27 protein-coding genes are annotated in these 25,707 nt (G+C 63.7%); 5 read left to right on the top strand and 22 right to left on the bottom strand.

Annotated elements, in window-relative coordinates; all coding sequences use genetic code 11:
* Nucleotides 1–124 precede the first annotated feature (124 nt).
* Nucleotides 125–346, top strand: coding sequence for a DOPA 4,5-dioxygenase family protein (locus tag ACWGTO_RS01110; protein WP_454573494.1), 222 nt, complete (start codon nucleotides 125–127; stop codon nucleotides 344–346).
* Nucleotides 347–531: 185 nt separating this feature from the next.
* On the opposite strand, the gene ACWGTO_RS01115 is transcribed toward ACWGTO_RS01110, so the two are convergent.
* From ACWGTO_RS01115 to ACWGTO_RS01140, 6 genes are all read right to left on the bottom strand, one after another.
* Entirely contained in the window at nucleotides 532–4,614 is a 4,083-nt protein-coding gene (locus ACWGTO_RS01115) for a hypothetical protein (RefSeq protein WP_454573044.1), read from the bottom strand.
* 379 nt (nucleotides 4,615–4,993) lie between these two features.
* Nucleotides 4,994–5,239, bottom strand: coding sequence for a MoaD/ThiS family protein (locus ACWGTO_RS01120; protein WP_023712829.1), 246 nt, complete (start codon nucleotides 5,237–5,239; stop codon nucleotides 4,994–4,996).
* A gap of 15 nt (nucleotides 5,240–5,254) precedes the next feature.
* Complete coding sequence (locus ACWGTO_RS01125) at nucleotides 5,255–7,519, bottom strand: xanthine dehydrogenase family protein molybdopterin-binding subunit (protein ID WP_454573045.1); 2,265 nt, start codon at nucleotides 7,517–7,519, stop codon at nucleotides 5,255–5,257.
* 3 nt (nucleotides 7,520–7,522) lie between these two features.
* Nucleotides 7,523–7,999, bottom strand: coding sequence for a (2Fe-2S)-binding protein (locus tag ACWGTO_RS01130; protein WP_454573046.1), 477 nt, complete (start codon nucleotides 7,997–7,999; stop codon nucleotides 7,523–7,525).
* Nucleotides 7,999–8,859 carry an FAD binding domain-containing protein gene (locus ACWGTO_RS01135; RefSeq protein WP_454573047.1) on the bottom strand — a complete coding sequence of 287 codons (861 nt, stop codon included), beginning with the start codon at nucleotides 8,857–8,859 and terminating at the stop codon, nucleotides 7,999–8,001. Before ACWGTO_RS01135 ends, ACWGTO_RS01130 begins: the two co-directional genes overlap by 1 nt.
* Before the next feature lie 107 nt (nucleotides 8,860–8,966).
* Complete coding sequence (locus tag ACWGTO_RS01140; protein ID WP_454573048.1) at nucleotides 8,967–9,923, bottom strand: SDR family oxidoreductase; 957 nt, start codon at nucleotides 9,921–9,923, stop codon at nucleotides 8,967–8,969.
* Between the two features lie 95 nt (nucleotides 9,924–10,018).
* Here ACWGTO_RS01140 and ACWGTO_RS01145 point away from each other — a divergent pair, with 95 nt between their 5' ends.
* A complete protein-coding gene (locus ACWGTO_RS01145) occupies nucleotides 10,019–10,927 on the top strand; it encodes a LysR family transcriptional regulator (protein ID WP_454573049.1) in 909 nt (302 codons plus the stop codon).
* Here the strand turns inward: ACWGTO_RS01145 and ACWGTO_RS01150 are convergent.
* The 3 genes from ACWGTO_RS01150 to ACWGTO_RS01160 all read right to left on the bottom strand — a co-directional run bounded on the left by ACWGTO_RS01150 (nucleotide 10,891) and on the right by ACWGTO_RS01160 (nucleotide 13,615).
* Nucleotides 10,891–12,066 carry an MFS transporter gene (locus tag ACWGTO_RS01150; protein ID WP_454573050.1) on the bottom strand — a complete coding sequence of 392 codons (1,176 nt, stop codon included), beginning with the start codon at nucleotides 12,064–12,066 and terminating at the stop codon, nucleotides 10,891–10,893. The two genes, ACWGTO_RS01145 and ACWGTO_RS01150, sit on opposite strands and share 37 nt — an antisense overlap.
* Nucleotides 12,067–12,497: 431 nt before the next feature.
* Nucleotides 12,498–12,806 (bottom strand): DUF1244 domain-containing protein, encoded by a 309-nt coding sequence (locus ACWGTO_RS01155; protein ID WP_454573051.1) that lies wholly within the window; start codon nucleotides 12,804–12,806, stop codon nucleotides 12,498–12,500.
* Nucleotides 12,807–12,817: 11 nt separating this feature from the next.
* A complete protein-coding gene (locus ACWGTO_RS01160; RefSeq protein ID WP_454573052.1) occupies nucleotides 12,818–13,615 on the bottom strand; it encodes an N-formylglutamate amidohydrolase in 798 nt (265 codons plus the stop codon).
* 248 nt (nucleotides 13,616–13,863) lie between these two features.
* On the opposite strand from ACWGTO_RS01160, the gene ACWGTO_RS01165 reads away from it, so the two are divergent.
* Nucleotides 13,864–14,352, top strand: coding sequence for a DUF1036 domain-containing protein (locus ACWGTO_RS01165; RefSeq protein WP_454573495.1), 489 nt, complete (start codon nucleotides 13,864–13,866; stop codon nucleotides 14,350–14,352).
* Complete coding sequence (gene pyk / locus ACWGTO_RS01170; RefSeq protein WP_454573053.1) at nucleotides 14,349–15,794, top strand: pyruvate kinase; 1,446 nt, start codon at nucleotides 14,349–14,351, stop codon at nucleotides 15,792–15,794. Before ACWGTO_RS01165 ends, pyk begins: the two co-directional genes overlap by 4 nt.
* Here the strand turns inward: pyk and ACWGTO_RS01175 are convergent.
* The 4 genes from ACWGTO_RS01175 to ykgO all read right to left on the bottom strand — a co-directional run bounded on the left by ACWGTO_RS01175 (nucleotide 15,752) and on the right by ykgO (nucleotide 18,308).
* On the bottom strand, nucleotides 15,752–16,261 hold the full coding sequence (locus tag ACWGTO_RS01175; RefSeq protein WP_454573054.1) for a hypothetical protein: 510 nt from the start codon (nucleotides 16,259–16,261) through the stop codon (nucleotides 15,752–15,754). The two genes, pyk and ACWGTO_RS01175, sit on opposite strands and share 43 nt — an antisense overlap.
* Before the next feature lie 5 nt (nucleotides 16,262–16,266).
* Entirely contained in the window at nucleotides 16,267–17,334 is a 1,068-nt protein-coding gene (locus ACWGTO_RS01180; RefSeq protein ID WP_454573055.1) for an alpha/beta fold hydrolase, read from the bottom strand.
* A 141-nt stretch (nucleotides 17,335–17,475) separates the two neighbouring features.
* Nucleotides 17,476–18,069, bottom strand: coding sequence for a hypothetical protein (locus ACWGTO_RS01185; protein ID WP_454573056.1), 594 nt, complete (start codon nucleotides 18,067–18,069; stop codon nucleotides 17,476–17,478).
* A gap of 113 nt (nucleotides 18,070–18,182) precedes the next feature.
* Nucleotides 18,183–18,308, bottom strand: a complete 126-nt coding sequence (gene ykgO / locus ACWGTO_RS01190; protein WP_006203764.1) for a type B 50S ribosomal protein L36 — start codon at nucleotides 18,306–18,308, stop codon at nucleotides 18,183–18,185.
* A gap of 239 nt (nucleotides 18,309–18,547) precedes the next feature.
* Between ykgO and ACWGTO_RS01195 the strand changes: the two genes are divergently transcribed.
* On the top strand, nucleotides 18,548–18,976 hold the full coding sequence (locus ACWGTO_RS01195) for a lysozyme inhibitor LprI family protein (protein WP_454573496.1): 429 nt from the start codon (nucleotides 18,548–18,550) through the stop codon (nucleotides 18,974–18,976).
* Between the two features lie 67 nt (nucleotides 18,977–19,043).
* Here ACWGTO_RS01195 and ACWGTO_RS01200 read toward each other — a convergent pair whose 3' ends face one another.
* From ACWGTO_RS01200 to ACWGTO_RS01240, 9 genes are all read right to left on the bottom strand, one after another.
* Nucleotides 19,044–20,120, bottom strand: coding sequence for a 5-(carboxyamino)imidazole ribonucleotide synthase (locus ACWGTO_RS01200; protein ID WP_454573057.1), 1,077 nt, complete (start codon nucleotides 20,118–20,120; stop codon nucleotides 19,044–19,046).
* Nucleotides 20,117–20,614: a 5-(carboxyamino)imidazole ribonucleotide mutase gene (gene purE / locus ACWGTO_RS01205; protein ID WP_454573058.1), complete on the bottom strand. Its 498-nt coding sequence runs from the start codon at nucleotides 20,612–20,614 to the stop codon at nucleotides 20,117–20,119. Before purE ends, ACWGTO_RS01200 begins: the two co-directional genes overlap by 4 nt.
* A gap of 95 nt (nucleotides 20,615–20,709) precedes the next feature.
* Nucleotides 20,710–21,618: an anti-sigma factor family protein gene (locus ACWGTO_RS01210; RefSeq protein ID WP_454573059.1), complete on the bottom strand. Its 909-nt coding sequence runs from the start codon at nucleotides 21,616–21,618 to the stop codon at nucleotides 20,710–20,712.
* The gene (locus ACWGTO_RS01215; RefSeq protein ID WP_454573060.1) at nucleotides 21,615–22,154 is read right to left on the bottom strand and encodes a sigma-70 family RNA polymerase sigma factor; all 540 of its coding nucleotides are present in this window, start codon (nucleotides 22,152–22,154) and stop codon (nucleotides 21,615–21,617) included. Before ACWGTO_RS01215 ends, ACWGTO_RS01210 begins: the two co-directional genes overlap by 4 nt.
* A gap of 46 nt (nucleotides 22,155–22,200) precedes the next feature.
* On the bottom strand, nucleotides 22,201–22,398 hold the full coding sequence (locus ACWGTO_RS01220; RefSeq protein ID WP_454573061.1) for a hypothetical protein: 198 nt from the start codon (nucleotides 22,396–22,398) through the stop codon (nucleotides 22,201–22,203).
* A 142-nt stretch (nucleotides 22,399–22,540) separates the two neighbouring features.
* Nucleotides 22,541–23,746, bottom strand: coding sequence for an aminotransferase class V-fold PLP-dependent enzyme (locus ACWGTO_RS01225; RefSeq protein ID WP_454573062.1), 1,206 nt, complete (start codon nucleotides 23,744–23,746; stop codon nucleotides 22,541–22,543).
* Between the two features lie 20 nt (nucleotides 23,747–23,766).
* Nucleotides 23,767–24,228 carry a RidA family protein gene (locus ACWGTO_RS01230; RefSeq protein ID WP_454573063.1) on the bottom strand — a complete coding sequence of 154 codons (462 nt, stop codon included), beginning with the start codon at nucleotides 24,226–24,228 and terminating at the stop codon, nucleotides 23,767–23,769.
* A gap of 37 nt (nucleotides 24,229–24,265) precedes the next feature.
* On the bottom strand, nucleotides 24,266–25,051 hold the full coding sequence (locus tag ACWGTO_RS01235; protein WP_454573064.1) for an amino acid ABC transporter ATP-binding protein: 786 nt from the start codon (nucleotides 25,049–25,051) through the stop codon (nucleotides 24,266–24,268).
* 4 nt (nucleotides 25,052–25,055) lie between these two features.
* Nucleotides 25,056–25,706 carry an amino acid ABC transporter permease gene (locus ACWGTO_RS01240; protein ID WP_454573065.1) on the bottom strand — a complete coding sequence of 217 codons (651 nt, stop codon included), beginning with the start codon at nucleotides 25,704–25,706 and terminating at the stop codon, nucleotides 25,056–25,058.
* Nucleotide 25,707 lies beyond the last annotated feature (1 nt).

Genomic DNA, 25,707 nt, shown 5'->3' on the forward strand with positions numbered 1-25,707 from the left:
AGGTTGCATGCGGCTGTTACGAAGATGAACGCCGGTGGCGAGGTGCCTTACCTCGATCCCCCGCGACAATAGGAGCCGGTGACGGTCCGGTGGTGTTGACCCCAACGATTCTGCCTTGGCCGATATGATTTCTCCACATCTTCGAAACTTTTCTCTTCGCATCGGCGAACGCCTCCGCGTGCGTCTGGGCACCTGGCTCGACGGGCCGGTCGGCCCGCATGAGCACGCGATGTACCAGGTCTCCCTCGCCATCGAAATTTTCGCCACGCTGGTGCCCTGGCGGATTCTGACCCACGGCGGCCTCAGCAACCTCATCCACCCACCAACCTCAAACGCGACCATCTGATCGGCCCGATCTGGATCGGGCGAGCTCTGGCGGTACATGGCGACGTGCTGGGCGAGGACGACGAGGCGCAGGAGGCGCTGGAGGTGAATACGGAGCCGACGCTGGGGGTATGAGGGGCGATGGCCGGCGGGGCAGACGCCTTTTACGAGGCTGGGGGGCGAAACGTAGCCAAGGTCGAGCCACATTCAATCTTGCACCAACGGTGAGCGCCTATTGCGCCCACGCTGACCAGAGCGGGTTGTTACGCGTCTTGCGACCGCGTCCGGCCGCGAGACGTCAAAGACGATGACATCTGTTCTCTTGCGCAAATCGTCGGACAGATCTGAAATAAGCATTGATTCCATCTCCGCCGCTGTCGATGGCAGTCCGCCTCCATCTGGCCGGGGCGGCGTAGGTTGTATGTCGATGCCAAACCAGATTACGAGGTAGATGCCTAACCCATCCGAACCGGGAGCCAACGCATAGCCCTGCAACTGCGTTGCCGCCGCCGTCCATAGGTGGCCATGGTAGTGGCGCTTGACCTCGACCGGCAGGTTTCTGCCTGCGCCAGTCAGGATGAGCATATCCGCACGCGTTTCATGGGCGCGCTGTGCCTCTGGCTGCGCAGCCGCAATGCGATATTTTGACATCCGGTCGCGGAGCCTGCTCAACACGTAGTCGCGGCATTCGTTCTCGTGAAGCGGCGCCTTCGGGATGTCCCCATCTCGATTCCAGAACATCTTCCAGTCACCAGTATCGGACTTGCGCAATTCGTCCCGCAGCCGCTTCAGTTCCTCCGTTGTAATTGCCCGCAAGTCGGACGCGTTCACTGGTGGGCCACCGGAGATCGCTTCAGCGATCTGTAGAGCCGTTGGATGACGAAAGTCGGCGTCTCTTCTCAATCGCGCTTGCTGGGAAACTGCGTGAAGGATTGTCTGTTGCCAGGCAGCCAGGAAGGTCTCGGTCGCCAGTCCTTGGAGGAATGGGCCAGCCTGCGCTTCGGCACTCGCTGAAAGGGCCATGATCCCTTCGTAAGCTGTATCCGCAAGGTGATGTACATCCGTCACCCAGCCGCTTCCAAATCTGTCTTCTGGCGTCGATCGTGCGCCTGCGACGCGGGCTATCGTTTCGAGGCGGACCAATTGGTGGTCTAGGCTGTTCGTCACCTTTCCCATCTCTCCGTCCCAATCCAGAAAAGCGATGTCGCTGGCGGTCGCACCATCAAATTCCTGAAGGAACTGAGATCGCCATCGGGCCGGATCAAGAGCGAAGCGAACGAAACTCCAAAGAAGTCTTTGTCGCCCCCTCAGTTCACCGCGTCCAAGCGCTGCGTCAGCAAGTTGTTGAAGCCGGACGGAATCGATAGCATCGAACGCAGCAATCAGGGCTTGCTTGAGCGCATTCTCATGCATCAAAGGCGTGGCCCCAAGGATAGCTTCGAGAGCCATTGGGACCGCACGTCCAATTCGACCCTGTCGAGTGAGATCCCATAACCCGTCAAGACTGGTACCACCTGTCTCAAGTATCGCACTCCAGAATGTCGACAGTTCTCGGGCTCCTGCGGCAGGATTGTTTTCAAGTCTGCGAACAGCCCAACCGTTGATGGCGTCACGCCGCTTCTCGGAACCAACGATAAAATCGGATTTGAGTGCGATAATTGCTGATAGAAGGGGTGCCGTCGCAAGTGCCGGCGCTCGTTGTTCCTGAAGAAGAACGTCGATGCCGGCGATAACTGCATGCTCGATGCCATAGCCTTTGTTTTGGCCCGCCGCTCGGCCGAGAACAGCCGCGTCGAGATATTCGATCGGCTGCGTCGCAATTCGTGCCCAGCCGTCACGAACGGCTTTCGCAATGGGGGCGCCCAGGTCAGCTTCTAGCGTGCAGATCGACGGCGGCGTGTCATCCGAGGCGCCTTGGAAATACCTGTCTGCCGCCCAGATAAGGTTCTTGCTCTTGCCACCACGAAGAGCTGCAAGCTCTTTCGTGAGAATGTCGAGGTCTTTCTGCCTGCGCTTGTCCTTCTGCCGCCGCTCTTTGATCCGTCCTTTAAGGTACCTCAAATGATGCTGGCTAATCTTCTTAACAGTAAGTTCGCGGAGAAGCCGCTTTGTGCCCCTCCCGCGAAGGAGATAATCATAGACGTACCAGAAGGCGGCGGTGTTTGGATTTGGCCCATTTGCGAGATGCACTGCGACTTGCTCTAGCCACTTACGCTCGACGGCAGACGATACTGAAGCAGCGTTGTTGAGCAGGTGCCGGACCAACGCCTGTGAGGCGCTGCGCCGTGCCAGTCGGAAGAAGTCATTTCCAGGCAACCAAGGCCGATCACCGGCTTGATACTCGCCGAGCACCAAGTCGAGAATGTCAATCTCACGCCGGTCGTCTGCCACGAGCCAGTCGGAAAGCGCTTTCAGCGTCTCCTCTCCCAGGTAAATGAATTCGTCGCCCCCGACGTTCCTTGCCCACTGCCAGACTTCTGAGCTCGTCGGCTCACAGGTTCGTATGTATGCCGCCAGTAACCTATCTAGGATGTGATCAACTTCGCTGCGTCGCTGGCGCTGACCCTCCGGCGCCCGCCAAGAATCAGTCGGTTCTGCAAACAGTGCAGGTAAAGGCTCGTCCTTCAGTCGCGTTTCGAAGGCGAAGAGGTGTCCGACAGTGTTGTCGTCCGGTGAGGACTCGAAATCTCGCAAGATGGAGCGCACGCGCTGGACGTTGAGCAATCTGACCGGCAGTTCCCCCGCAAGGTGGGTCCGCAGAATCTCCCTGCCGGTTGATGGCGGCTCCCCGTCGAGCTCGTCCAGCAGTTCAAGACGCGCAGCATGCGGGGCAGGCACTCCATTCAGCCACGCATCCGCCGCACGCCAACGATGCCAACCTGGCCGCGTCAAATCCAATGCGATGTCCTTGAGAAGCGACCGCAGCGAGTGGACTGGCGGACCGATCGTGAGGACGTCCATCACTGTTAAAAACCTCTGCGAGGTCGCCGCCGCCATGAGTATCTCGCGAAAATCGTCCGCTAGGTCTTCTCCGGCCAAGCCACCGTAGGCCGTGACACCAGTTTCCGAGGATCGAAAATACGGATCATCCCGGTCGATGTTCACTAAAATGGAGCGGCGCTCCGGAGTTCGGAAGGCTGCGGCGTCGCCGTAAGCTAGGACGGTTACGGCATCTGCCTCAATCAGCTGTCGCGCGCCTATTGCATCCCCGGATTTTGCCAGATGCGCCGCAAACCACCCATAAAGGCCCCTCAATTCGGTCGGAGGCCGACCATCCGCGCTTGTAACCATAGCGACGGCTCGCGAAAGGGGGAGGGCCGCTCGATCGCTGCCGCCCGTCACCGCATCTGCAAGCGTCTTTCCCGCAAGGTACTCAGCCACCACTCGATGCATCGGTTCAAAGATGTTGCCAGCGCCGCGAAAGAGCGGCGTGTCAAGCATATTCCCGAACAGCTCGAGCGAAATCTCAACGTCATGGGTGGTCAGAAACGCTCGCCTGTCCTCCTGATTTGGTGGCGGCGCATTCGAGCGCCAAATGGCTAGCGCTCCGCTCGCCAGCAGAATGAGGGTAGCCCGACCGGCGGCGTGAATGATTGCGCCTGGTGACGATCTCAGCTCATATTCGCGATCAGGATTGTGCTCATGAGCTAACTGCCAAGTAGCGTCGGACATGAGGGCAAAGCGCGACGATGGCCAACTGCCAGTGCGCTGCACTGCCTTGTGCAAAAGCTTCAGGCTCAGCGGGTTCTCGGTCAACGCGGTGACGCCCATCCGCGCTGCTTGGCTCACGAATCCCTCCGGATTGGCCTCGCCCCATGCCTGCAGTAGGAAGCTCGCTTCCTCCTCATCCAACGGAAGAAGTTGGGCAACAACAATATTCGTACCTCCAGTTGTTGCCTGTATCGCCGCAATATCCGCGGCGTTGCGCCAATCCTCCGATCGGCATGACAGGCGCCAATGGCGAACTTTTGATTCTGCGATGGCGATCGATAGTTTATCGGCCTTGTCGGCGACACTCCCATCGGTGCGATATTCGTCCAGCGCGTCAATGAAAAGCGTGCCTCCTGGCGGAGGCCGGTGGCCGTTGACTAGCTGACGCACCCGGAGAAGGGTTCCGCCCTCCAGTTTAGCCTCGGTCTGGAAAACCGTCGACTTGCCGATGCCGGGTTCGCCAAGCAAGACAACGAACGGTTCCCGCCGGAGATCGCTAACCTTCCGCGCCCGGCCTTCCCACTCGTTCTCCGCGTTGCGGATAACGATCCTTCGGTCAATTTTGGCGATTTCATCCATTTAACTCAGGTGCTCCCTATTTCAACGAGGGACGCATTTCAAAATTCCAGAGATTTAAGCTTCCGCCAGCCCATTGTGTTTGGCTTCTCGCCATCCGGCGGCACTGATTCTTCGGAAAGCTGGATATTAGGATCACTGATCGACAACGCCAATCCGCCAGCTTCGCTGTCTATCGGCCTTTCCTCGTGGTGGAAACCAGAGCTAAACTGCGAAGCTTCGCGTTGTCATACGCTGACTATGACAAACATCCGCCTGGAGCCACAGCGAGCATAAAATCGCGCTCGCAGGGCGCGTAACATAAGTATGGGTGACAAATGATGGAGGCGGTGAAGTTTCACGGGACTTCGAGAATTCGCTGTTCATCAGCGCCATGTCCCACTCACCCCCCAGCCAATCTCGGCAGCAGAAAAATCTCCGCTCCCTGCGGCAGCTCCTTACTCCACGTATCGCGATAGATCGTGCCGTCGATGGCCACCGCGATGCCCTTCTCGATCCACGGCTCGATGCCGGGATACTGTTCAGCCAGTTTCCTGAACAGCTCCCTTATGTCCTTGGCCTCGACCTCGACCTTGCTCTGGCCGCCGGCGAGCTGGCCCAGCGCACCCCAGAGGGTGACTTCGACCATTTGCCAGACCTCGCCCTAGCCTTCCCGTTCCGCCTCGATCGCGGCGAGGACGCGGGGCGGCGACATCGGGATGTGGGTCATGCGCACGCCGGCTGCGTTCGACATCGCGTTGGCGATCGCCGCCAGCGGTGGCACGATCGAGGTCTCGCCGACGCCGCGCACGCCATAGGGGTGGTTGGGGTTGGGAATCTCGAGGATCTGCGTGTCGATCATCGGCAGGTCCGAGCAGACCGGGATGCGGTAGTCGAGGAAGCCGGCATTCTGCAGACGTCCGTCCTTGCCGTAGATGTACTCCTCGTTGAGCGCCCAGCCGATGCCTTGCGCCGCACCGCCCTGGTACTGGCCCTCGACATAGGTCGGGTGCACCGCCTTGCCGGCATCCTGGATCACCGTGTAGCGCACGACGCGCGCCGCACCCGTCTCGGGATCGACCTCGATGTCACATATGTGGGTGGCGAAGGAGACGCCGGCGCCGTCGGCGACGAGCTCGCTATGGCCGGCGATCGGCCCGCCGGTCTTGCCGGAAGCAGCTGCAATCTCCTTCAGCGACAGCTTGCCAAGGTTGCCGTACTTCTCGCCCTTGGCGATGGCGTGGCCGTTTTCCCAGACCACGTCGTCGACGGGGATGTCCCACATCTGCGCGGCGCGGTCGCGCAGAATCTTGATCGCGTTGCGGGCGGCCGAGATCGTCGCCATGGAGGACGAGAACGTGCCGCGGCTGCCGTCGGTCATGTCGTTGTAACCGAGGCTGGAGGTGTCGGCGACCACAGCCTTGAGCTGGGCATAGTCGATGCCGAGCTCCTCCGCCGCCACCAGCGACAGCGAGGCGCGAGAACCACCGACATCGACAGTACCGACGGCGAGCGACACCGAGCCATCCATGCCGATGTTCAAGTCAACGCAGGTCTGGCCGCCAAAATTGAACCAGAAGCCACAGGCCATGCCGCGGCCCTGGTTCTTGGCCAAGGGCGCCTTCATGTGCGGATGGGTCTTGGCCGCCTCCAGCGTCGGGCCGATGCCGATCGGGCCGTAGACAGGGCCATAGGAGGAGCGTGTGCCTTCCTGCGCGGCGTTCTTGATGCGGAACTCGACCGGATCCATGCCGAGTTCCTTGGCCAGTTCGTCGACAGCGCTTTCCACGGCAAACGCCGCCATCGGTGCGGAAGGCGCGCGATAGGCCGCGGTCTTCGGCCGGTTGACCAGCACTTCGTAGCCGACGGTCTTGACGTTATCGAGCTTGTAGCAGGCAAACGCCGTCATGGCGCCGATCTCGGCCCAGGTGCCGGCATAGGGGCCGCTGGTGTAGCGCAGCGTCGCCTCGGCGGCTGTGATAGTGCCATCCTTGCGGGCGCCGATCTTCACGTCGATCGAGGTGGCGCTGGTCGGGCCCGAGGCGCGGAACACCTCGTCGCGGGTCATTACCAGCTTCACCGGGCGGCCGGCCTTGCGCGACAGCGCCAGCGCCACCGGCTCGGCCCAGACATGGGTCTTGCCGCCAAAGCCGCCGCCGATCTCCGACGAGGTGACACGCAGTTTCGAGGCCTCCAGCCCGAGCAGTTGCGCGCAGTGCTGGCGGTAGACGAAATGGCCTTGCGTGCAGACCCAGAGGTCTGCGGTGCCGTCGGACGAGACGCTCGCCACGCAGGCATGCGGCTCGATATAGCCCTGATGCGTCTGCTCGGTCTTGAACGAGCGCTCGACGATGACATCGGCGTGGCCGAAGCCCTGGTGGACATCGCCATGGCCGAACTGGCTGCGCTTGGTGACGTTGGAAGGCTTTACCGGCTTTTCCTCGAGACCCTCGGTGAAGATCGTGTCGTTGATCAAGGGGGCGGTGTGCTTCATCGCCTCGTCGACATCGGTGACATGCGGCAAGAGCTCGTAGTCGACCACGATCAGCTTCAGCGCCTGCCGCGCCGTGCGGGCATCGACGGCGGCGACCGCGGCCACGGCATGGCCGTCATAGAGCGCCTTGGTGCGCGCCATGCAGTTGTCGAGGACGTCGTACATGGCGGCATCGCCATCGGTGAGGTCCGGCAGGTCGGCGGCGGTGATCACCGCCTTCACGCCGGCCAGCTTTTCAGCCTTGGAGGTGTCGATCTTGAGGATCTTCGCATGGGCGTGCGGGCTGCGCAGCACGCGCCCGACCAGTTGTCCCGCCATGTTGAAGTCGGCGCCGTAGCGCGCGCGGCCCGTCACCTTGTCGACGCCGTCGGGGCGGATGGGCCGCGTGCCGACGGATGAGAATTTGCGGCCGGAAAAGCGTGGATCGAAATTCATGGCTTACGCTCCCTTCATCACGTTGGCGGCGTCCTGGACGGCGCGGACGATCTTGTCGTAGCCGGTGCAGCGGCAGAGGTTGCCGGCGAGGCCGAAGCGGATTTCTTCTTCCGTCGGATCTGGATTCTTGGCCAGAAGGTCCTTGGCCGCGATCAGGAAGCCCGGCGTGCAGATGCCGCATTGCAGCGCCGCGTGCTCAAGGAATTTCTCCTGCAACGTATGCAGCTTGTCGCCGTGCGCCATGCCCTCGACGGTCTCGACAATTCGGCCCTCGGCTTCCGCGCCGAGCACCAGGCACGAGCAGACCAGCCGGTTGTCGAGGATGATGCTGCAGGCGCCGCAGTCGCCAGTGCCGCAGCCTTCCTTGGCGCCGGTCAGCCCGAGCCGGTCGCGCAGGACGTCGAGCAACGTCTCGTCGGGTTGGCAAAGGTACTCGACGTGATCGCCGTTGATTGTCGTTGAAACTGCTACACCGGCCATCACTTGCCTCCTGCACGTGCGTAGGCGGTCGTGGCGGCTCGTCTGGCCAGCACGCCCGCAACTTTTCGTCTGAACTCGATGGTGCCCCGCTTATCGTCGATGGGGCGGCAGGCCCCAGCGCAGACCTTGGCGAGCCGCTCAAGGGCTGCCTCATCCAGCTTCCTGCCGATGAGAGCCTCGGCTGCCTCTTCCACCAAAAGCACGGTGGGCGCCGCGGCGCCCAGCGCGACGCGGGCCGCTGTGATGACGCCATGTTCATCGAGCGTCAGGTTAACGCCGGCGCTGACCACCGCGATGTCCATCTCGGTGCGCGGAATGAAGCGCAGATAGGCGTCGCCCGAACGCGGCGCCCGCTTGTCGAGCAGGATCGCCTCGATGATCTCGCCCTTGGTGAGCGATGTCTTTCCAGGCCCGGTCGGCACGGCCTCCACGGGAATGGTGCGCTTACCCGAGGGGCCGGCTACCACTGCCTTGGCGCCGGCGGCCACCAAAGCCGGGACGCTGTCGGCGGCAGGCGAGGCGTTGCAGAGATTGCCAACGATGGTGCAGCGTCCCTGCACCTGCTTCGAACCGATCAGCTTCGCCGCTTCGACGACGCCAGGCCAGGCCTTCTTCAGCCCCGAGTTTTCGCCCAGCACCGCGCAGGGGACGGCGGCGCCGATGCTGAAGCCATCGGCTGTTTCCCTGATATCGCTCAAGCCGTCGATTGCCTTGATGTCGACGATCAGGTCGGGTTCGACAAACCCACCCTTCATCCTCACCAGGAGGTCGCTGCCTCCGGCAAGAATGGCTGATGGGCCGGAAGCGCCGGCCAGCACGCCAACGGCATCTTCGATTGAAAGCGGACGTATGTAACGCATCGTCTCCCCTTGGTGATTGTGATCTCGCCGACCGTTATAAACAATCACCTTATAAAGACCATCCGGTTCCTCGTTTCCAGCGATTGGTCCAGGGCTGATGGATCTGTCTACGCCGCGTCTTGTGCACGACCGGGGTTGATGCCGATGTCCTTCAAGGCCTCGGCCACGGCCTCATCCAGCGGCGTGTGCGGGATTTCGCCGATGATGCCTTCCAGCCGGTCGGACACGAGCCGGTGCGGCTCGAAGCGAAGATAGGACATCGAGACGATCTCGCGCCACATCGCCACGAAAGGGCTGCCGGCGCGCAGCACCCACCAGGGCATGAAGGCCAGCTTCAGTGGATGGCCGAGCGCTTTCTCGGCCGCGGCCTTGATATCCATGTCGGTGACGGCATGGCCGGGGAAATTGAGCGCTTCGTAGAAGCCGAGCTTGTCGAGGTTGCGCGCCAGCCCGACAAAGCCGACGGCGAAGTCCGGCAGATAGGCCCATTCATGCACGAGATTGGCCGGGCCAGGCGCGGTGTAGACGCCCTTGTTCATCTTGGCGGCGACGACGAGGTCGAACCATGACCCGCTGCCGGTGCCGCCGAAGAAATCGCCGGCCCGCAGAATGATGGTGCGCACCCGGCCGGCGTCAGCCTCGCGGCGAAACAGCGCTTCCATGGCGCAGCGGATGCGGCCCTTCTCGGTGGTCGGGCAGAACGGCGTGTCATCGCTCACCACCTGCGGCATCGGCGACCCATAGTTGTAGACGGTGCCGGGGAAGAGATGCAGCGCGCCATTGGCATGGCAGGCGGCCATGACGTTTTCCGCCATCGGCAGGCACTTGCCCCAGTCGGTATAGATCGGGTTGAGGCCGTTGAAGACGATGTCGACGCCCTCCGTAGCGCGGATCAATGCCTCGCGGTCGAGCGCGTCGCCGGCAGTGGCGGTGGCGCCCTTCAGTTCGGCCGGCACCTTGCCGGTGCGGGTGATGGCGCGGACGTCGAAGCCGGCGTCGATGAAGGCCTTGCCGACCACGCGGCCGAGCCGGCCATTGGCACCCAGAATTGCGATCCTGGTCATCTTTCTTCTCCGTGTTTGTGTTTGCACACGGAATATGATGCCTTCATATGCGAATGAAAATTGACTACAATTGGCGTTTTGATATTCACAAATGAATGCATGAGATTGACTGGAACCTGATCAAGAGCTTCGTCACCGTGGCGGAAACCGGCAGCCTGTCGGCTGCGGCGCGCAAGCTGTCGGCCAGCCAGCCAACGCTTGGGCGTCACATCGGCGAACTCGAACAGGCGCTCGGCGTCACCTTGTTCCGGCGCGGGCGGCGCGGCTATGCGCTGACCGAAGCCGGCGCCACGCTGTTCGAACGCGGCAAGGCGGTGAGCGAGCAGGCGAGCGCCTTTTCGCTGCTGGCGCTGGGCTCGGTCGAGGCGATCGAAGGCACAGTGCGCATCGCCGCCAGCGAGGTGGTGGCGGCCTATGTGCTGCCGAAGATGACGGCACGGCTCGCCATCGAGGAGCCGGGCATCGAGGTCGAGATCGTTGCCTCGAACCAGGTCGAGAACCTGTTGCGCCGGGATGCCGATATCGCCATCCGTATGGTCAAGCCGGCGCAGAACGAACTGATCGCGCGCAAGGTCTGCGATATTGCGCTGTGCTGCTGCGCGGCCAAATCCTATCTCGACAGGCACGGTCGCCCGCTCAAGCCCGCCGACCTGGTAGATCACCCGTTGATCGGCTTCGACCGCAGCGACGAGATGATCCGCGGCTTTACGCAAGTTGGCATCCCGGTCACCCGCGGCAGCTTCCGCTTCAGGACCGACAACCAGATCGTTCTGTGGGAGGCGTTGCGGGCGGGAAACGGCATCGGTCTCGGCCAGGAGCCGCTGGCCGACAGCGATCCATTGCTGGAAAAATTGCTGCCCGGAATGCCATTGCCCAGCCTGCCGGTGTGGCTGGCGATGCATCGCGACGTGCGCACCAGTGTGCGCATCCGCCGCGTCGCCGATTTCCTCTATGAGGAGCTCAAGCGCTATTCGGCGGGTGCGGCCGCGAACTCGGCGCGGTGAGCGAGCCCGGCCATCAACAGTACGACGATCAACAGCGCCGACATGGCGACGAAGATCGGTCCGAAGCTCGAATGCTCGGCAACGAAGCCGATCGCCGACGGCGCCACCAATATGCCGGAATAGCCCATGGTGGTCACGACGCTCATGCCGGTGCCCGACGACATGCCTTCCTGGTTGCCGCCGGCAGAGAAGATGATCGGCACCATGTTGGCGATGCCGAAGCCGCAAAAGGCAAAAGCCGCGATGGCGATCCACGGCGATGGCGACAGGCCGGCGATCAGCATGCCGGCGGCCGCGGCGATAGCCGAGCCGCGCAGCGTCGACACCGCGCCGAAGCGGTTGCGAACGCCATCGCCGAAGAAGCGCATGACCGCCATGACGCCGGAGAAGGCGGCATAGGCGAGGCCGGCAACGGCGAGGTCGGCGCCGAGCTCCTGCCTGAGATACAGCGCAGCCCAGTCGAGCACGGCGCCTTCCGAGATCATGGTCAGCAGCGCCATCAGCCCGACCAGATAGACCAGCGGATTGGCTGGCAGGGAAAATTTGTGATGTTCGGCGGCCTGCGGCTTGTCCTCGGCGATGAGGTAGCCGACCGCCACGGCGATCACGGCAAAGGCGACGACTGTGACGACAGCCGCATGGGCGAGGTGGCCGTAAGTCTGGATGGCGTAACCGCCCAAACCGCCACCGGCGAAACCGCCGAGGCTCCAAAAACCGTGCGACGACGACATGATGGCGCGGGTGAGCCTTCTTTCCACCACCACGGCATTGGCATTCATGGCGACATCCATGCCGCCGATCGAGCCGCCGAAGATAACCATGGCGATCGCCGCCAGCGGCACGTTGGGCGCCAGCGCCACGACCAGCAGGCCGAGGCTGCCACACAGGCCGAACCAGCGCAGCACCGTGCGCGAGCCGTGCCTGGAGATCAAATGGCCGCACCAACTCATGGCCGCCACCGCGCCAACGCCGAACAACAGGATCAGCAGGCCGAGCGTGAATTTTGTGATGTCGAGCCGGGTCAGGAACACCGGAATCTGCGGCGCCCAGCTGCCGGTCAGGAAGCCGTTGGCGAGGAAGATGGCGGCTACGGCCCATCGCCCGCGAATGGCGCTCTGCATCGCGTTTTGCGCGTCCATGTCTCGAATCCGGTCAAAAAACTGGCTTTGAACGGAAAATTAGATCGATTCAATTTTCAGTCAAGCGCTGTGATTGAGGAAATGCTTGACCAGAGGCCAATGGAGTCGGTGCCGTTCGGTGGACCATCAGACGTTGGAGATTGGCGAAAACGCCCCATCCCTTCGTCATCCACGGGCGGAGCAAGGAGCGTAGCGACGCGGCGCAGACCCGAGGATCCATTCCGTGCCGTCTGTGCGATGCTACGGCGCAGAATCAGGCCTGGTGAGCGCGACCATCATTCTGAGCTGCTGTGTCCGTGCCGGCCGTCGCGGCATGGATCCCAGGGTTTCCGCGACGTCGCTGCGCGACTGCTCCACCCTAGGATGACGAAGTCGCGTAGGGCTCCGCCAATCGCGGGCGCGTGGACGCCTATTAGCGTGCCCGCCGTGCCCTAATGATCCCTCGGCCGTCTCGCCTCGAATTCCGCCTTCTTGGCGTCCGAAGCCTCGGTCTGGTTCAGCGCCTGCCAGTCGGCGTAGGGCATGCCGTAGACGATCTCGCGCGACTGATCCTTGGATAGATCGACACCCTCGGCCTCAGCGGCTTCGCGGTACCAGTTCGACAGGCAGTTGCGGCAGAAGCCGGCGAGGTTCATCAGGTCGATGTTCTGCACGTCGCTGCGTTCGCGCAGGTGCCCGACCAGCCGCCGGAAGGCGGCGGCCTCGAAATCGCGTCTCTGTTCGTCGCTGAGTTCGGTCATTTTATTGGTCCTCACAGCGGCCCGGTGCGCGAGCCGAACATCTTCACCTGATGTATATCGGGACGACGATCGATGGCGTCAACGATCGGCGCCAGCCGTTCGGCCCAGTCCTGCGCGCCCTTGCTGTCCGCGATCAGGTCCTGGCGGATCTCGATCAGCGCATGGGCAAAGCCGTTGACAATGGCGTGCTTGAACATGGTGTCGCCGCGCAGCGCGCCGTCATAGGGTTCGTTGTCGCCGACGACGAGGTCTTTATCCTCGGCCAGCATGTCGATCAGCGGCCGTGCAACGCGGTCGTCGAGATCCCAAAGGATGCCGACATGCCACGGGCGCACAACGCCTTGCATGACCGGCGTGAAGGAGTGCACGGAGAAGATGAAAGGCGCCTTGCCCGAGGCCTGCGCCACCGAGGCGATCATGGCGCCGACGGCGTCGTGATAGGGCCGGTAGAAACCGTCGAGCCGTCTTTCGCGTTCTTCCGCCGCAATCGGGTAGTTTCCCGGCACGATGGTGCCGTCATAGAGCTGGCGGATCAGCGTCGGGTCGTCCTCGCCGCGATTGGGGTCGATCAGCAGGCGCGAAAAATTGGCGATCACCGCCGGTACGTCGAGCGCTGCCGCCAGTTCGCGCGTTACCGTCTCGACGCCGATGTCGTAGGCGATGTGGCGCTCGAGTTCCACCGCCGGCAGGCCGAGGCTGCCATACTCCTCCGGCAGGTCGCGACGGGCATGGTCGGCGACAAGCACCATGCCTCGCTTGCGGTCGCCCTCGACAATATCGACAGGCGCGAAAACTGTGGATCGGGTCATTGGCTGGAAATGGTCTGTTCGCTGGCTTCCGGGGAGGGTGCTATCGTCATTACCCACGAAGAGGACGATGGCGCAATGCCGTTGTTTGGCCACGGTTTCTGCGAAAATCCGGTCATGCGCGGCAAATCGCGCGCCGGGGGCCTATCTAAATCGATTGGAATTGGACAGAACGGCGCGTTGACATGCGCCCGGACTTTTCCGAAAAGGGGCGTTGAGAGATGCAGATGACGTTGTTGAGGGGTTTCGGGATGGGTTCCGCCGGCAGGCCGCGTGCGCGCACCGCCTTTGCCGTGCCGCTTCTGACCTTGACCGTGGGCCTCGCCGCGCTGGTCGCGGCCTCGCCCGCCCGCGCCGATTTCCGCGTCTGCAACGCAACGCAGAACCTGGTCGGCGTCGGCATCGGCTACCGCGCCAAGGCCGGCTGGATCACCGAGGGGTGGTGGCACATCGAAGGATCGAGCTGCAAGACGCTGATCGAAGGGCCGCTGTCATCAAGGTTTTACTATCTTTATGCAGAAGACGCCGAGCGTGGCGGGCGCTGGGATGGCCCGATCAACATGTGCGTGGCCGAAAAAGAGTTCAAGATCGCCGGCGTTACCGATTGCGTCGCCCGGGGCTTCCAGCGCGCCGGATTCCAGGAATATGACACGGGCGAGCAGGCAAGCTGGATGGTCCAGCTGACCGATGAGTCCACAACGGGAGGCGCTCCAGCCGCCCCGGGAACAAACAGTCAATGAGACGTAGCCGCAAGGTCAAGATCCTCGCCACCATCGGTCCGGCCTCCTCATCCGAGGAGATGCTGCAGAAGCTGTTCGAAGCCGGCGCCGATGTCTTCCGCATCAATATGAGCCACACCGACCACGAGCTGATGCGCACGCTGGTCGCCCGCATCCGTGCGGCGGAGGAAAAGGTCGGCCGTCCGATCGGCATCCTGGCCGATTTGCAGGGGCCGAAGCTGCGCGTCGGCAAGTTCGCCAACGGCAAGGAGGTGCTGACGCCTGGCCAGACCTTCACGCTCGACAACAATCCCGAGCCCGGCAATTCGACCAGGGTCTACCTGCCGCATCCAGAAATCCTGAGCTCGGTGGAGGCCGGCCATCGTCTGTTGATCGACGACGGCAAGCTGGAGCTCAAGGCGATGAAGAGCGACGGCAAGTCGATCACCTGCACGGTCGTCGCCGGCACCACGATCTCCGACAAGAAGGGCGTCAGCCTGCCCGACACCGACCTGCCGGTCGGCGCGCTGACCGAGAAGGACCGCAAGGACCTCGATGCGGTGCTGGCGGCAAACGTCGACTGGGTGGCGCTGTCCTTCGTGCAGCGGCCGGAAGATCTCGCCGAGGCCCGCAAGATTGCGCGTGGCCGGGCGCTGATCATGGCCAAGATCGAAAAGCCGCAGGCCGTTGCCCGGCTGGCCGAGATCATCGAATTGTCCGACGCGCTGATGGTCGCGCGCGGCGATCTTGGTGTGGAAATGCCGCTGGAAGCCGTGCCCGGCATCCAGAAGCAGATCACGCGCGCGGCGCGCCGCGCCGGCAAGCCGGTGGTTGTCGCCACGCAGATGCTGGAATCGATGATCACCGCACCAGTGCCGACCCGCGCCGAAGTCTCCGACGTTTCGATCGCCGTGTTCGAAGGCGCCGACGCCATCATGCTGTCGGCGGAATCGGCCGCCGGCGCCTATCCGGTCGAGGCGGTGGCGATGATGAACCGCATCGCCACCAAGGTCGAAACCGACCCGACCTATGCCGGCATCATCAACGCACAGCGTTCGGAACCGGAAGCGACCGGCGCCGACGCCATTTCGCTCGCTGCGCGCGAGATCGCCGAAACACTGAAACTGTCGGCGATCATCACCTATACGGCGTCGGGCACCACCGGCCTGCGCGCGGCGCGCGAGCGCCCGCAGGTGCCGATCATCGCGCTGTCGCCGATCCTCAACACGGCGCGGCGGCTGTCGCTGCTGTGGGGCACGCATTGCGTCGTCTCGCCCGACGCTATCGACCTCGACGACATGGTCGACCGCGCCTGCCGCATTGCGTTCGAAGAGGGTTTCGGCCAGCCGGGCGACCGCGTCATCATCACGGCAGGTGTGCCGCTGAGGACGCCGGGCTCGACCAACATGCTGCGCATCGCCTATGTCGGATCGGACGTACAGGCCAGCCGCAACATAGGCTGAGAGAGGCTTCCACTCGCCACAGTTCGCAGCGCTCTTGCCGCGGCTTCGGCGTGATCGATGCGCCGAAGGAACCGCCGGGCCCGGGGAACGGGGTCGTGCAGGTACTGGTCCGGACCCAGTATCTTTCGCCGGTTGAGTTCGACTGTGTCGAGCAGATCGAAATCGACTTCGGTGATCGCGCAGTGCCATCCGGGGCTGCGTGAAGCCCAGCCTCTTTCGTGGTGTTTCAGCAGCCGCCCGCGGGCGGAGTAGCCGTGGTAATCGAACGCGATCACGCCATTCGTCACATAGTTTCCAGAAAAGCCGTCGCCTGGAAGGATCCGTTCGCCGTAAAATCCCTCCAGCGGGGGATGCTCGAGAAAGGTGCCGGCGAGAAAGGCGCACGCGCCGTAACCGAAGAAGATGCGGTCCGGCAATGCCCATCGCTTCTCGGGGTTCTTCTTGATGCCGTGCTTCAGGACATACATGGCGATCAGGTCGGAGCGAGTTGCGCGTCGGGCACCGTGATGTCGGGGCATTGCCCCTCATAATAGGCATCGCCGGCGATCCGCGCTTCCACGGTTTTCGCCAGCGCCTGAAGGTCGACGTCCTTTCCGGCAACCTTTTCGATGGCGCCGACGACGAGGTCTGGCGCGATCCAGTCCGGCTTGTGGCCGAGATTGTGGACCCAGATCAGTTTGGCGCCGGGGATATCCCTGACAAGGCCGACCGAATGGATCGAGGCATAGACCACCTTGTCGCGATCGCCTGAGATGACGATCGTCGGCGCCTTGATGTCGCGGTAATGCGGCGCGGCCTTGAGCGCGAAGTCGTAGAGGCCGGCGACATCGATGGCGTTGGCGCGGAAGGCGCCGGGACGCAGCACCAGCGGGATCGAGGCGTTGCCGACATAGCCGTCCGGCACCTTGTTGGGCGAAAACACGCAGGCCGTGGCGCTGTTCATCTGCAGCGTGCCGGCCGGATAGGTCAAAGTCTCCGAGAACAGCCAGCCAATGATGGGGGTAGCGGTCAGCTTGTAGTACCAGGCGGTCGCGCCGCCCGGCCAAGGATGGCTGACGGGCGACAGGAAGACCAGACCCGATGTTTTGTCCGGGTACTGGCGGCCAAAGGCTGCCGTTATCACGCCGCCGAAGGAATGGCCGACGATGACCGCCTTGTGGATGCCGAGACGGTCCATCAGCATGGCAATGGTGTCGGCCTGGGCCGACGGGCTTTCATTGTTGCCGGGGCCGCGTGCCGACCAGCCGAAACCCGGCCGGTCGAGGAAGACCATTTCGGCGCGACCTTCGAGCAAAGGCCTGATCGGCAGCATCTGATCTCTGAGGTTGGCGCTGGCACCGTGGATGAAGACGATTGCCGGAAGCTCGGAATTTTGCGGCGCCGGCACATGGACATAATGGATGCGGGCGCCGTCAATGTCGGCAAATTCGCCGGCAGGCGGATTGCGCCACTCGATCAGCCACGCTCCGGCGCGGGTGACACCGACGAGAGCAAAGACCAGCGCGAGGAGGAAGGCAAAGGCAGCGTAAATGAGGTTCATGCGCGGAGATACGGGCGTGGAGGGGGCTTAGTTCTAAGCAGTAGGGCAGTAGGGCAGTAGGGCAGTAGGGCAGTAGGGCAGTAGGGCAGTAGGGGGAGTTATCCAGGCCCTTCACATACTGCCTTACTGCCTATTCCCTTCCTAAATTCCTTCGCCCGCCAGATCTTCCGACAGCGTCGCGACCTGGTCCTGGGCGCTGCGCATCATCGGATAGATGGCCAGCACCTTCTGCCAGGCTTCGAGCGCCGATTGCTTGTGGCCGGTGGCGGCCATGATCTGTGCCAGGCCGGAAAGCGCGCCAAAATGGCGTGGTTCCAACTGCAGCGTCTGGTCAATGTCGGACATCGACTTCCCGAAATTCTTCATCATGTAATGCACGGTGGCGCGCCGGTTCCAGCCCTCGGCATATTTGGGCTGCAAGGTGACGACCTGGTCGAGGAAGTCGAGTGCGACGTCGAACTTCTGGTCATCCATCGCCTTTTGCGACCACTGCATCATCAGGTCGATCGAGGCGCTGCCGGACTGGAACCATTCGCCCCAGATGCGTCCGGCGATGCGCTCGGCCGCCTTTTCATTGCGTTCGCGCTTCAGGTCGGCAAACAGCTGGTCGAGCCGCGCTTCTTTCGTCAGGGCGACGGGAGGTGTCGCGGCGGCGGGCGGCGGCAGGTCGTCCGCGCGTGCCGCAGCAGCGCTGAACAGGAAACCGGCGGCCAAAAATGCAAAAAGAATCCGCATCGCCGGAATCTAACCCCGGAGAGCGGATCGTCAAACTGAAATTAGCGTGAAAGTGCCGGATATCCGGCAATTACCATCATATGAACGGAGGCAGCGTGCCTCCGGCCGAAAACTCAACCCTGGCGCGCCTTGTAGCGCGGAGCGGTCTTGTTGATGATGTAGATGCGGCCCTTGCGGCGAACCAGCTGGTTGTCGCGGTGACGCGCCTTCAGCGCCTTGAGCGAATTCTTGATCTTCATGGTCTTGCCCGTGATCTGGGCCCCGTCGGGGCCGAATTATTAAGGCGCGCCAGGAGACGCGCCTTTGAACTTGCGTGGCTCATAAACGAGGAGCCTTGCCCGTGTCAACCGCAAGCGTGCTGCATAAAGGCTGGGAACGGCCTTGGCCATGAAATATCCGCCATCGCCGCTCGACGCCATTGCGCCGCCGAAGACGGGCTGGAATGGTGCGGCGCCTGCAAGCCGATTTGGAGACGTCCATGCGCCTGTTGTTTGTGTCCGCCTGCCTTGCCGTTCTGGCCGCTGCCGCCCCCGCACAGGCGCAGGAATGCGACCGCAACGACGACAGCCAGCAGATGATGAATATCTGTGCCGGCGAGGACTACCAGGCTGCCGATGCCAAGCTCAACCAGGCCTACAAGGATCTGGTCGGCCGCAACGACGACAAGAGCAGGAAGCTGCTGCAGGTCGCGCAGCGCGCCTGGATCGCCTTCCGCGACGCCGAATGCGCCTATAACACAACAGACAGCGAAGGCGGCTCCATCCATCCGATGGAGGTTTCGCAATGCCTGACCGAACTGACGGACCAGCGCATCAAACAGCTCACCTCGGGCACCAACTGTCAGGAAGGCGATGCGAGCTGCGCCAGCCCCGACGAGGAGGAGGACCTGAACAACGAGCTGCAATAGAGGTCCACACCCCCTCGGGCAAAGCGCTACCCATCCCGGAAGGCGCTGCGTAGTTTCCTGGAATTGCTTAGCTACGACGGCTGATGCGGGTGAAATGGCCCATCTTGCGGCCCGGGCGCGCTTCCGCCTTGCCATAAAGATGCAGCATCAGATCGGGCTCGGCGAGCAAAGCGGGCACGTGCAGGACATCGTCGCCGATCAAATTTTCCATGACGCAGTTGGAATGCCGGCCAGGGTTGCCAAGCGGCAGGCCGGCAATGGCGCGGATATGCTGCTCGAACTGTGAAACGGTGCAGGCGGCTTCCGTCCAGTGGCCGGAATTGTGCACGCGCGGCGCCATCTCGTTGGCCAGCAGGGAGCCATCAGCAAGAACGAAGAACTCGACGCCGACGACGCCGACATAATCGAGGGCCGACAGGATCTTTGCCGCTGCCGCCTGTGCCGCCGCCGCCGTGTCCAGCCTGATCTGGGCCGGCAGCGTCGAGGTATGCAGGATGCCGTCGCGGTGGACGTTCTCGGCCGGATCGTAGGCGGCGACAGCGCCGTCCAGCCCGCGCGCGGCGATCACCGAAATCTCGCGCTCGAAAGCGACGAAGGATTCGAGGATCAGCGGCACATTGCCCATCGCCTCGCAGGTGCCGGCAAAGCCGCCCGTCTCCATGTTGCGGAAGACGCGCTGGCCCTTGCCGTCATAGCCCATGCGGCGGGTCTTCAAGATGCCGCTGCCCGAGAACTCTCCCAGCGCCGCCGTCAGCTCGTCGTCATTGTCGACGGCGCGGAAATCCGCGGTCTTGATGCCGATGCCGTTGAGGAACTGCTTTTCCGCGACTCTATCCTGGGCAGCCTCCAGCGCCCTGGGCGGCGGATAGACCGGGACCTTCGCAGCAAGCGCACTGGCAGCCGCCACCGGCACGTTCTCGAATTCGTAGGTGACGACGGCGCTGGCTGCTGCCAGTTCGGCAAGCGCGGCCGCATCGTCATACGCAGCGGTGATCTGTCGGTTGGCAAGTTGAGCCGCGGGACAATCGGCCTGCGGTTCGAGGATCACGGTGCGGTAGCCGAGGCGGGCCGCCGCAACAGCCAGCATGCGGCCGAGCTGGCCGCCGCCGATAATGCCGATGGTCGATCCCGCCGGCAGGCTCACGGCGCGTCCGTCGGCTCGGCGGCGACTTTGGCGGTCTGGGCGGCGCGCCAGGCATCCAGCCGGGCGGCGAGCCGCTCGTCGTGGAGTGCCAGCACGGCAGCCGCCAGAAGGGCCGCATTGGCCGCGCCTGCCTTGCCGATGGCGAGTGTGCCGACAGGAATGCCGGCCGGCATCTGGACGATGGAGAGCAGCGAATCCTGGCCGGACAGCGCCTTCGATTCGACCGGCACGCCGAAAACCGGCAGCGGTGTCATCGCCGCGGTCATGCCCGGCAGGTGGGCGGCACCGCCGGCGCCGGCGATGATCACCTTGTAGCCGGCCGCCTTGGCGCCCTTGGCGAAATCATAGAGCCGATCGGGGGTGCGATGGGCGGAGACGATCAGCCGCTTGTGCGGGATGCCCAGCGCCTCAAGCGTTTCGGCGGCGTGGCGCATCGTCGCCCAGTCGGACTGGCTGCCCATGATGATGGCGACGTCGGCGCGGTGGTCGGTCAAGCGCATGCTCCCGGCGGCAAAGGCGCGCCTTAGCGGAATTCGCGCAAAGCCGCAAGGATAGGCGGCCGCCGCCGAGCTCGGCAGCCACAATCACTCTATACGGCCGCCTTGCGGAAGCGGGCGACGAAATCGTCGAGTTCGAGCCGCTCCATGTCGGAGATCGCCCAATAGGAGAAGGTGCCGTCGCTCCAGTGCACCATCGAAAAGCCGCCCGAGGAAACGTCCTTCGGCTCGGTGACGCGGCCACCTTGCTGCGGTTCGGCGACCAGCGTGATCAGATGTTCGCGGTGGCGGTAGACCAGTGCCGGCACGGGACGGCCGGAGACCACCTCGACCCGACCGCCGATCAGCGCGAAGCCATCCGTGGCAAGATCGGGCGCCGGCGGCGACACGCCGATGCGGGCGTCGAGCCACGGTTTTACCGTGTGGCGGTCGGACGAGACGATGTCGATCGGGCTGGCGGCGAGCAGGCTGCGGCGATGGTCGCCGGCGATTTCCGCAGCGATGCTGTCGGAGGTGCGATTGAGCATCACCCATTGTGTCGCCCCGCTGGCCAGCACCGCTGTCATCACGATCGACGCCGCGATGGCGCGCCAGTCGAATGAGCTGAAGCGGCGCGCCCTTGGCGCTGGCCGCACCTGGGAAGGTCGCGTGTCGGCCGCTCGCCGCTGCTGGCCTGCGCCAGTCCCGGCGATCAAACCCGGCAGCGCCGACGATGTGCCCCGCTCCGGCTCCTCGTCCTGCGCGGACTGTTCCGCCGATGCAACTCCAATCGCCGCGATGCGGGCCCGAAAGGCATCGCTGACATCGGGACGCGGCAAGCGGCTGACCGCGCCTTGCAAGGCAACTATGCGGGCGTGTTCGGCGGCAAGCGCGGGATTGGCGGCGATGCGGCGTTCCACGGCAAGTGCGGCAGCCGCATCGAGTTCACCGTCAACCAGGGCGTGGATCATCAGCCTGATGCCTTCGGGATCGTTGGGCAGTCCGTCGTCATGCACGGTCATGGCGCTCTCCCCAGTTCAGACGCAAGCAGGCCACGGGCCCGTGCCAGCCGTGACATCACCGTGCCGATCGGCACGCTCAGCATCGTCCCTATATCGCGGTAGCTGAGTCCGTTGATATCGCGCAGCACCAGCGTCTCGCGAAAGGGCTGCGGCAGCGTTGCGATCGCGGCTTCCAGCGCCGCCGTGTCGGCCCTGGCGATCAGGCTCGCCTCTGGGCCATCCTCGTCCGGCACACTCGTGCCGTGTGCGGCCGCCATTTCGTCGAGATCGCCGAGATCGCCGACGGCCATCATGCCGCGCGGCCGGTTGCGCGCCATCCAGGTGTAGGCGGCGTTGCGCACGATGGTCAGCAGCCAGGCGCGCGGGTTGCCGCCGGCATAGCCTGATATGCCGGCATGCGCCTTGATGCAGGCGTCCTGCACGACATCTTCGGCGTCGGCGGCATTGCCGGTCAGCCAGCGCGCGAGCGCTAGCGCGTCGCCGAGATGCGGCAGTACCACCTCGTTGAAGCGTTCGGCCAGAGCCTTCTCGCTCACAGCAGCACCATGATCCGATACTCCGGGGCGGACGGGCCGTGCGCTCTCAGGCAGCGCCGGTGATCTCGCCCTTCGGGCGAACCCCGCAGGAGCAGGCAAGGCCGCCTGCTGAGGCGAAAGTGAAGTCATCTGCGTCACCGGTGTCAAGCGCCATGGAAAGGGGACTGGTGACGCTCATGCGGTCTAGCGCATGACGACGGCTGACGCCGTGGCCATGGTCGCTGACCCAGTCATGGTGCGGCATATCCGTCTCCTCAACGCCAGCGATGGCGTATGCCGAGAAGACCTGTTGTGGCCGCGGTTTATTCCCGCAGCGTGCAAATCCGATTGTTCACAGTCGCGTGATCAGACCGTTGCATCACCTTCGTTCGGCCTCGTGGACGCACTCAATCCGGCCAGCGCAGGGCGCCAGACGAATCCTTTCGCGGCTGTTTCATCGCATCCGCCGGTCGATCGGCCGCGGTGAGCACGGCGCGCATGCGCTCGGCGACGATCTCGGCCTCGCCGGGGTGCAGGTTGCAGGGGTCGAGGAAGAAATGACCGCGCTCGACCTCGTGGTTGCGTACGATGATCGGCGGTGAGCCGGCGGCAAGTGCCGAGGCAAGGCCGGCGGCGGTGAAGCGGCTTTCGGGTGTGACGAAGATCTGGAGCCGGTCGAGCGGGTTGGCGGTGGGGTCGGGAATGATGTGGGCGGCGATGCCCGGAATGCCCTGCAGTGCGTCTTTCCACAGATTGAGCGCCGCTTCCTCGCGCCGGCGGATGCCGGCATGGTCGCGCTTTTCCCAGGCTTCGAGTGCCGCCATTGTGCCGGCGATGCTCTCCTTGCCGACCTTCATGGCGCGGGCGACACCGCGGTTCTGCAGATAGGCGGCCCGCACCAGGTCCTTGCGTCCCGTCACAATGCCGCTGGTCGGCCCCGAGAGGAATTTGTGGCCGCTGTAGACGACGATGTCGGCGCCGCGCGCCAGGAAGCTGCGCAGATCATATTCGGAAGCCGCGTCGACGATCACCGGTACGCCCCTGGCGTGGCAGATGTCGCAGAATTCCTCCAGGGAAAGCATGCCGTATTGCACGGTATGGTGCGCCACGACGTAGAGCGCCGCCGCCGTGCGATCGTTGATCGCTTCGCGCACATGGTAGTCCTGGGTGACGCTGACGGTGCCCGCCGGAATGACCTTGGCGCCGGCCACGCGGATCGATTGGTCGATCGGCGCGCCGTAATTGACGATATGGCCAAGCTGGATGACGACTTCGGACTTCAGCCCTTCGGTGTCATCGGGCAGCCGCTCGATCGCCAGCAAATTGGTGCCGGTCATCGCCCCGGCGATCGCCATGGTGATGCCTGAGGCGCAGCAGGCGGTGATGAAGCCGGCCTCGCCGCCGGTCAGGCGAGCGGTGATCACGCTTGCGGCGCGCTGCAGATCGTCCATCTCCACCCACTGCGAGGCGATTTCGGCCATGGCGCTGATCGCCTCTGGAACGATGATCGAGGCGCCCAGCGTCGTCATCGTGCCGGAGACGTTGATGATCGGCCTCAGTCCCAGCCGTTCGCGGATCGTGATGTTGGAGCCGGTGTCGGAATAGGTTTTCATTTTGAGCAGTTCCTTGACTGTCAGGCCGCGATCTCGACGACCGCTTCGATTTCGACGGTGATGTTTCCAGGCAGCGAGCCGACGCCGATCGCCGAGCGGGCGTGGCCGCCGATCCTGTCGAAGACGTTGGCGAACAGGTCCGAGCAGCCATTGACGACCTTCGGGTGGTCGCTGAAGGTCGGCGTCGCATTGACGAAGCCGAGCAATTTGACGACGCGCACGATGCGGCCGAGATCGCCGGCAGCGGCATGCATGACGGCCAGCAGATTGAGCCCGGTGAGGCGGGCATGCTCATAGGCCTGCTCGACGGTGACGTCGTCGCCGACCTTGCCGGTGCACAGCGTGCCGTCGGCGCGCAGCGGTCCCTGACCCGAGAGAAAGATCAGCCGGCCGCTTTCGGCATGGGTGACGAAATTGGCGATCGGTGTCGGCGGCTCGGGCAGCGTCAGGCCGAGTTCGGCGAGCCGGATGTAAGGCGTCATGGAAGAATTCTCCCTGGGGCGGCTTCAGCCGCCCACGTCAGAAATGCGAGGCGCGGAACCGCGCCAGGAAAGAGCGCAGGCGCTCATTGGTGGTCTCTTGGGCGAGGATCTCCTTCGGCGGGCCGACAGCGCTGACACCGCCATCGGCCATGAACACGATGCGGCTTGAAGCGTCGCGCGCAAAGGCCATCTCGTGGGTGACCATCACCATGGTCATGCCGTCCTCGGCAAGGCTGCGCACGACCGCCAGCACCTCGCCGACCAGTTCGGGATCGAGCGCGGAGGTGATCTCGTCGAGCAGCAGGATCTTCGGTTCCATGGCGACGGCGCGGGCAATGCCGACGCGCTGCTGCTGGCCGCCGGAAAGCTCGGCCGGCAGGCTGTCGGCCTTGTGGGCGAGGCCGACCCGGCCGAGCCAATGCTCGGCAAGCTGGCGCGCCTCGGCTTCACTTTTTCCTCGCACCTTGGTGAGGCCGAGCATGATGTTGCCGGCGGCTGTCAGATGCGGAAACAGGTTGAAGCTCTGGAATACCATGCCGGTCTCGGCGCGCATCGCCGCCAGGTCGCGCTCGCTGCGCCGCTGCCGTGTTCCGGCGTCTCGATAGCCAACCTCCTTGCCGTCGATGCGGATCGAACCGCTGTCGTAGCTCTCGAGGAAATTCACGCATCGCAGCAACGTGGTCTTGCCGCTGCCCGAAGGCCCGATGACCGTCACCACCTCGCCGCGCTGGACCTCGAGGCTGACGGCGCGCAGCACCTCGACGGGGCCGAAGGCCTTCGAGACATCGCGCACATCGAGAAGCGTATTGCCGTTTGCGGACATGGTTCTATTCCCGGATGAAGGCAAAGCGCCGCTCCAGCCGCCGGCTGGCGAGCGAAAGCGTGTAGTTGACGGCGAAATAGACCAGCGCGCCGAGGATGTAGAGCGGCATCGCCTCATAGGTGCGGCCGATCACCTGGTTGATCGCCTGCATCAGGTCGGTGATGCCGAGCAGCGAGACCAGCGCGCTGCCCTTGACCGCATCGGTGACGCCGTTGATCCAGGGCGGCAGGAAGCGCCTGAAGGCCTGCGGAAAGATGACGTAGGTGAGCCGCTGGCGGAAGGTCAGCCCGATCGCCATCGCGGCTTCCGACTGGCCCTTGGGAATGGAGCCGACGGCACCCCTGAGATATTCGATGACTTGCGCGGTCTTGAACAAAGTGAGCGCCAGCACCGCTGCCCAGAAGGATTGCAGATGCAGGCCGATCGCGGGCAGGCCGTAATAGACGAAGAACATCAGCACCAGGATCGGGATGCCGCGGATGGTGTCCGAGAAGATGCGCACCGCCCAACGCAGCGGCGCCGGGCCATAGACCAGGCCGACGCCGAGTGCGACGCCGGCAATCAGCGACAGCACCACGACCAGCAGCGATACCCACAGGGTCACGGCGAAACCCTGGGCGAGGAACGGCAATGCGTAGAGGATCTGGCCAAGCATG

Source organism: Mesorhizobium sp. PL10 (assembly GCF_053714315.1).

Coding starts and splice junctions, on each gene's coding strand:
- ACWGTO_RS01235 (WP_454573064.1), bottom strand. CDS start 25,051: ATGTCCGCAAACGGCAATACGCTTCTCGATGTGCGCGATGTCTCGAAG.
- ykgO (WP_006203764.1), bottom strand. CDS start 18,308: ATGAAGATCAAGAATTCGCTCAAGGCGCTGAAGGCGCGTCACCGCGAC.
- ACWGTO_RS01195 (WP_454573496.1), top strand. CDS start 18,548: ATGCGCCTGTTGTTTGTGTCCGCCTGCCTTGCCGTTCTGGCCGCTGCC.
- ACWGTO_RS01240 (WP_454573065.1), bottom strand. CDS start 25,706: ATGCTTGGCCAGATCCTCTACGCATTGCCGTTCCTCGCCCAGGGTTTC.
- ACWGTO_RS01135 (WP_454573047.1), bottom strand. CDS start 8,859: ATGCGTTACATACGTCCGCTTTCAATCGAAGATGCCGTTGGCGTGCTG.
- ACWGTO_RS01175 (WP_454573054.1), bottom strand. CDS start 16,261: ATGTATGTCCTGAAGCACGGCATCAAGAAGAACCCCGAGAAGCGATGG.
- ACWGTO_RS01155 (WP_454573051.1), bottom strand. CDS start 12,806: ATGACCGAACTCAGCGACGAACAGAGACGCGATTTCGAGGCCGCCGCC.
- ACWGTO_RS01120 (WP_023712829.1), bottom strand. CDS start 5,239: ATGGTCGAAGTCACCCTCTGGGGTGCGCTGGGCCAGCTCGCCGGCGGC.
- ACWGTO_RS01185 (WP_454573056.1), bottom strand. CDS start 18,069: ATGCGGATTCTTTTTGCATTTTTGGCCGCCGGTTTCCTGTTCAGCGCT.
- ACWGTO_RS01165 (WP_454573495.1), top strand. CDS start 13,864: ATGGGTTCCGCCGGCAGGCCGCGTGCGCGCACCGCCTTTGCCGTGCCG.
- ACWGTO_RS01130 (WP_454573046.1), bottom strand. CDS start 7,999: ATGGCCGGTGTAGCAGTTTCAACGACAATCAACGGCGATCACGTCGAG.
- ACWGTO_RS01230 (WP_454573063.1), bottom strand. CDS start 24,228: ATGACGCCTTACATCCGGCTCGCCGAACTCGGCCTGACGCTGCCCGAG.
- ACWGTO_RS01115 (WP_454573044.1), bottom strand. CDS start 4,614: ATGGATGAAATCGCCAAAATTGACCGAAGGATCGTTATCCGCAACGCG.
- ACWGTO_RS01150 (WP_454573050.1), bottom strand. CDS start 12,066: ATGGACGCGCAAAACGCGATGCAGAGCGCCATTCGCGGGCGATGGGCC.
- ACWGTO_RS01125 (WP_454573045.1), bottom strand. CDS start 7,519: ATGAATTTCGATCCACGCTTTTCCGGCCGCAAATTCTCATCCGTCGGC.
- ACWGTO_RS01210 (WP_454573059.1), bottom strand. CDS start 21,618: ATGACCGTGCATGACGACGGACTGCCCAACGATCCCGAAGGCATCAGG.
- pyk (WP_454573053.1), top strand. CDS start 14,349: ATGAGACGTAGCCGCAAGGTCAAGATCCTCGCCACCATCGGTCCGGCC.
- ACWGTO_RS01160 (WP_454573052.1), bottom strand. CDS start 13,615: ATGACCCGATCCACAGTTTTCGCGCCTGTCGATATTGTCGAGGGCGAC.
- ACWGTO_RS01140 (WP_454573048.1), bottom strand. CDS start 9,923: ATGACCAGGATCGCAATTCTGGGTGCCAATGGCCGGCTCGGCCGCGTG.
- ACWGTO_RS01180 (WP_454573055.1), bottom strand. CDS start 17,334: ATGAACCTCATTTACGCTGCCTTTGCCTTCCTCCTCGCGCTGGTCTTT.
- ACWGTO_RS01220 (WP_454573061.1), bottom strand. CDS start 22,398: ATGCCGCACCATGACTGGGTCAGCGACCATGGCCACGGCGTCAGCCGT.
- ACWGTO_RS01225 (WP_454573062.1), bottom strand. CDS start 23,746: ATGAAAACCTATTCCGACACCGGCTCCAACATCACGATCCGCGAACGG.
- ACWGTO_RS01145 (WP_454573049.1), top strand. CDS start 10,019: ATGCATGAGATTGACTGGAACCTGATCAAGAGCTTCGTCACCGTGGCG.
- ACWGTO_RS01110 (WP_454573494.1), top strand. CDS start 125: ATGATTTCTCCACATCTTCGAAACTTTTCTCTTCGCATCGGCGAACGC.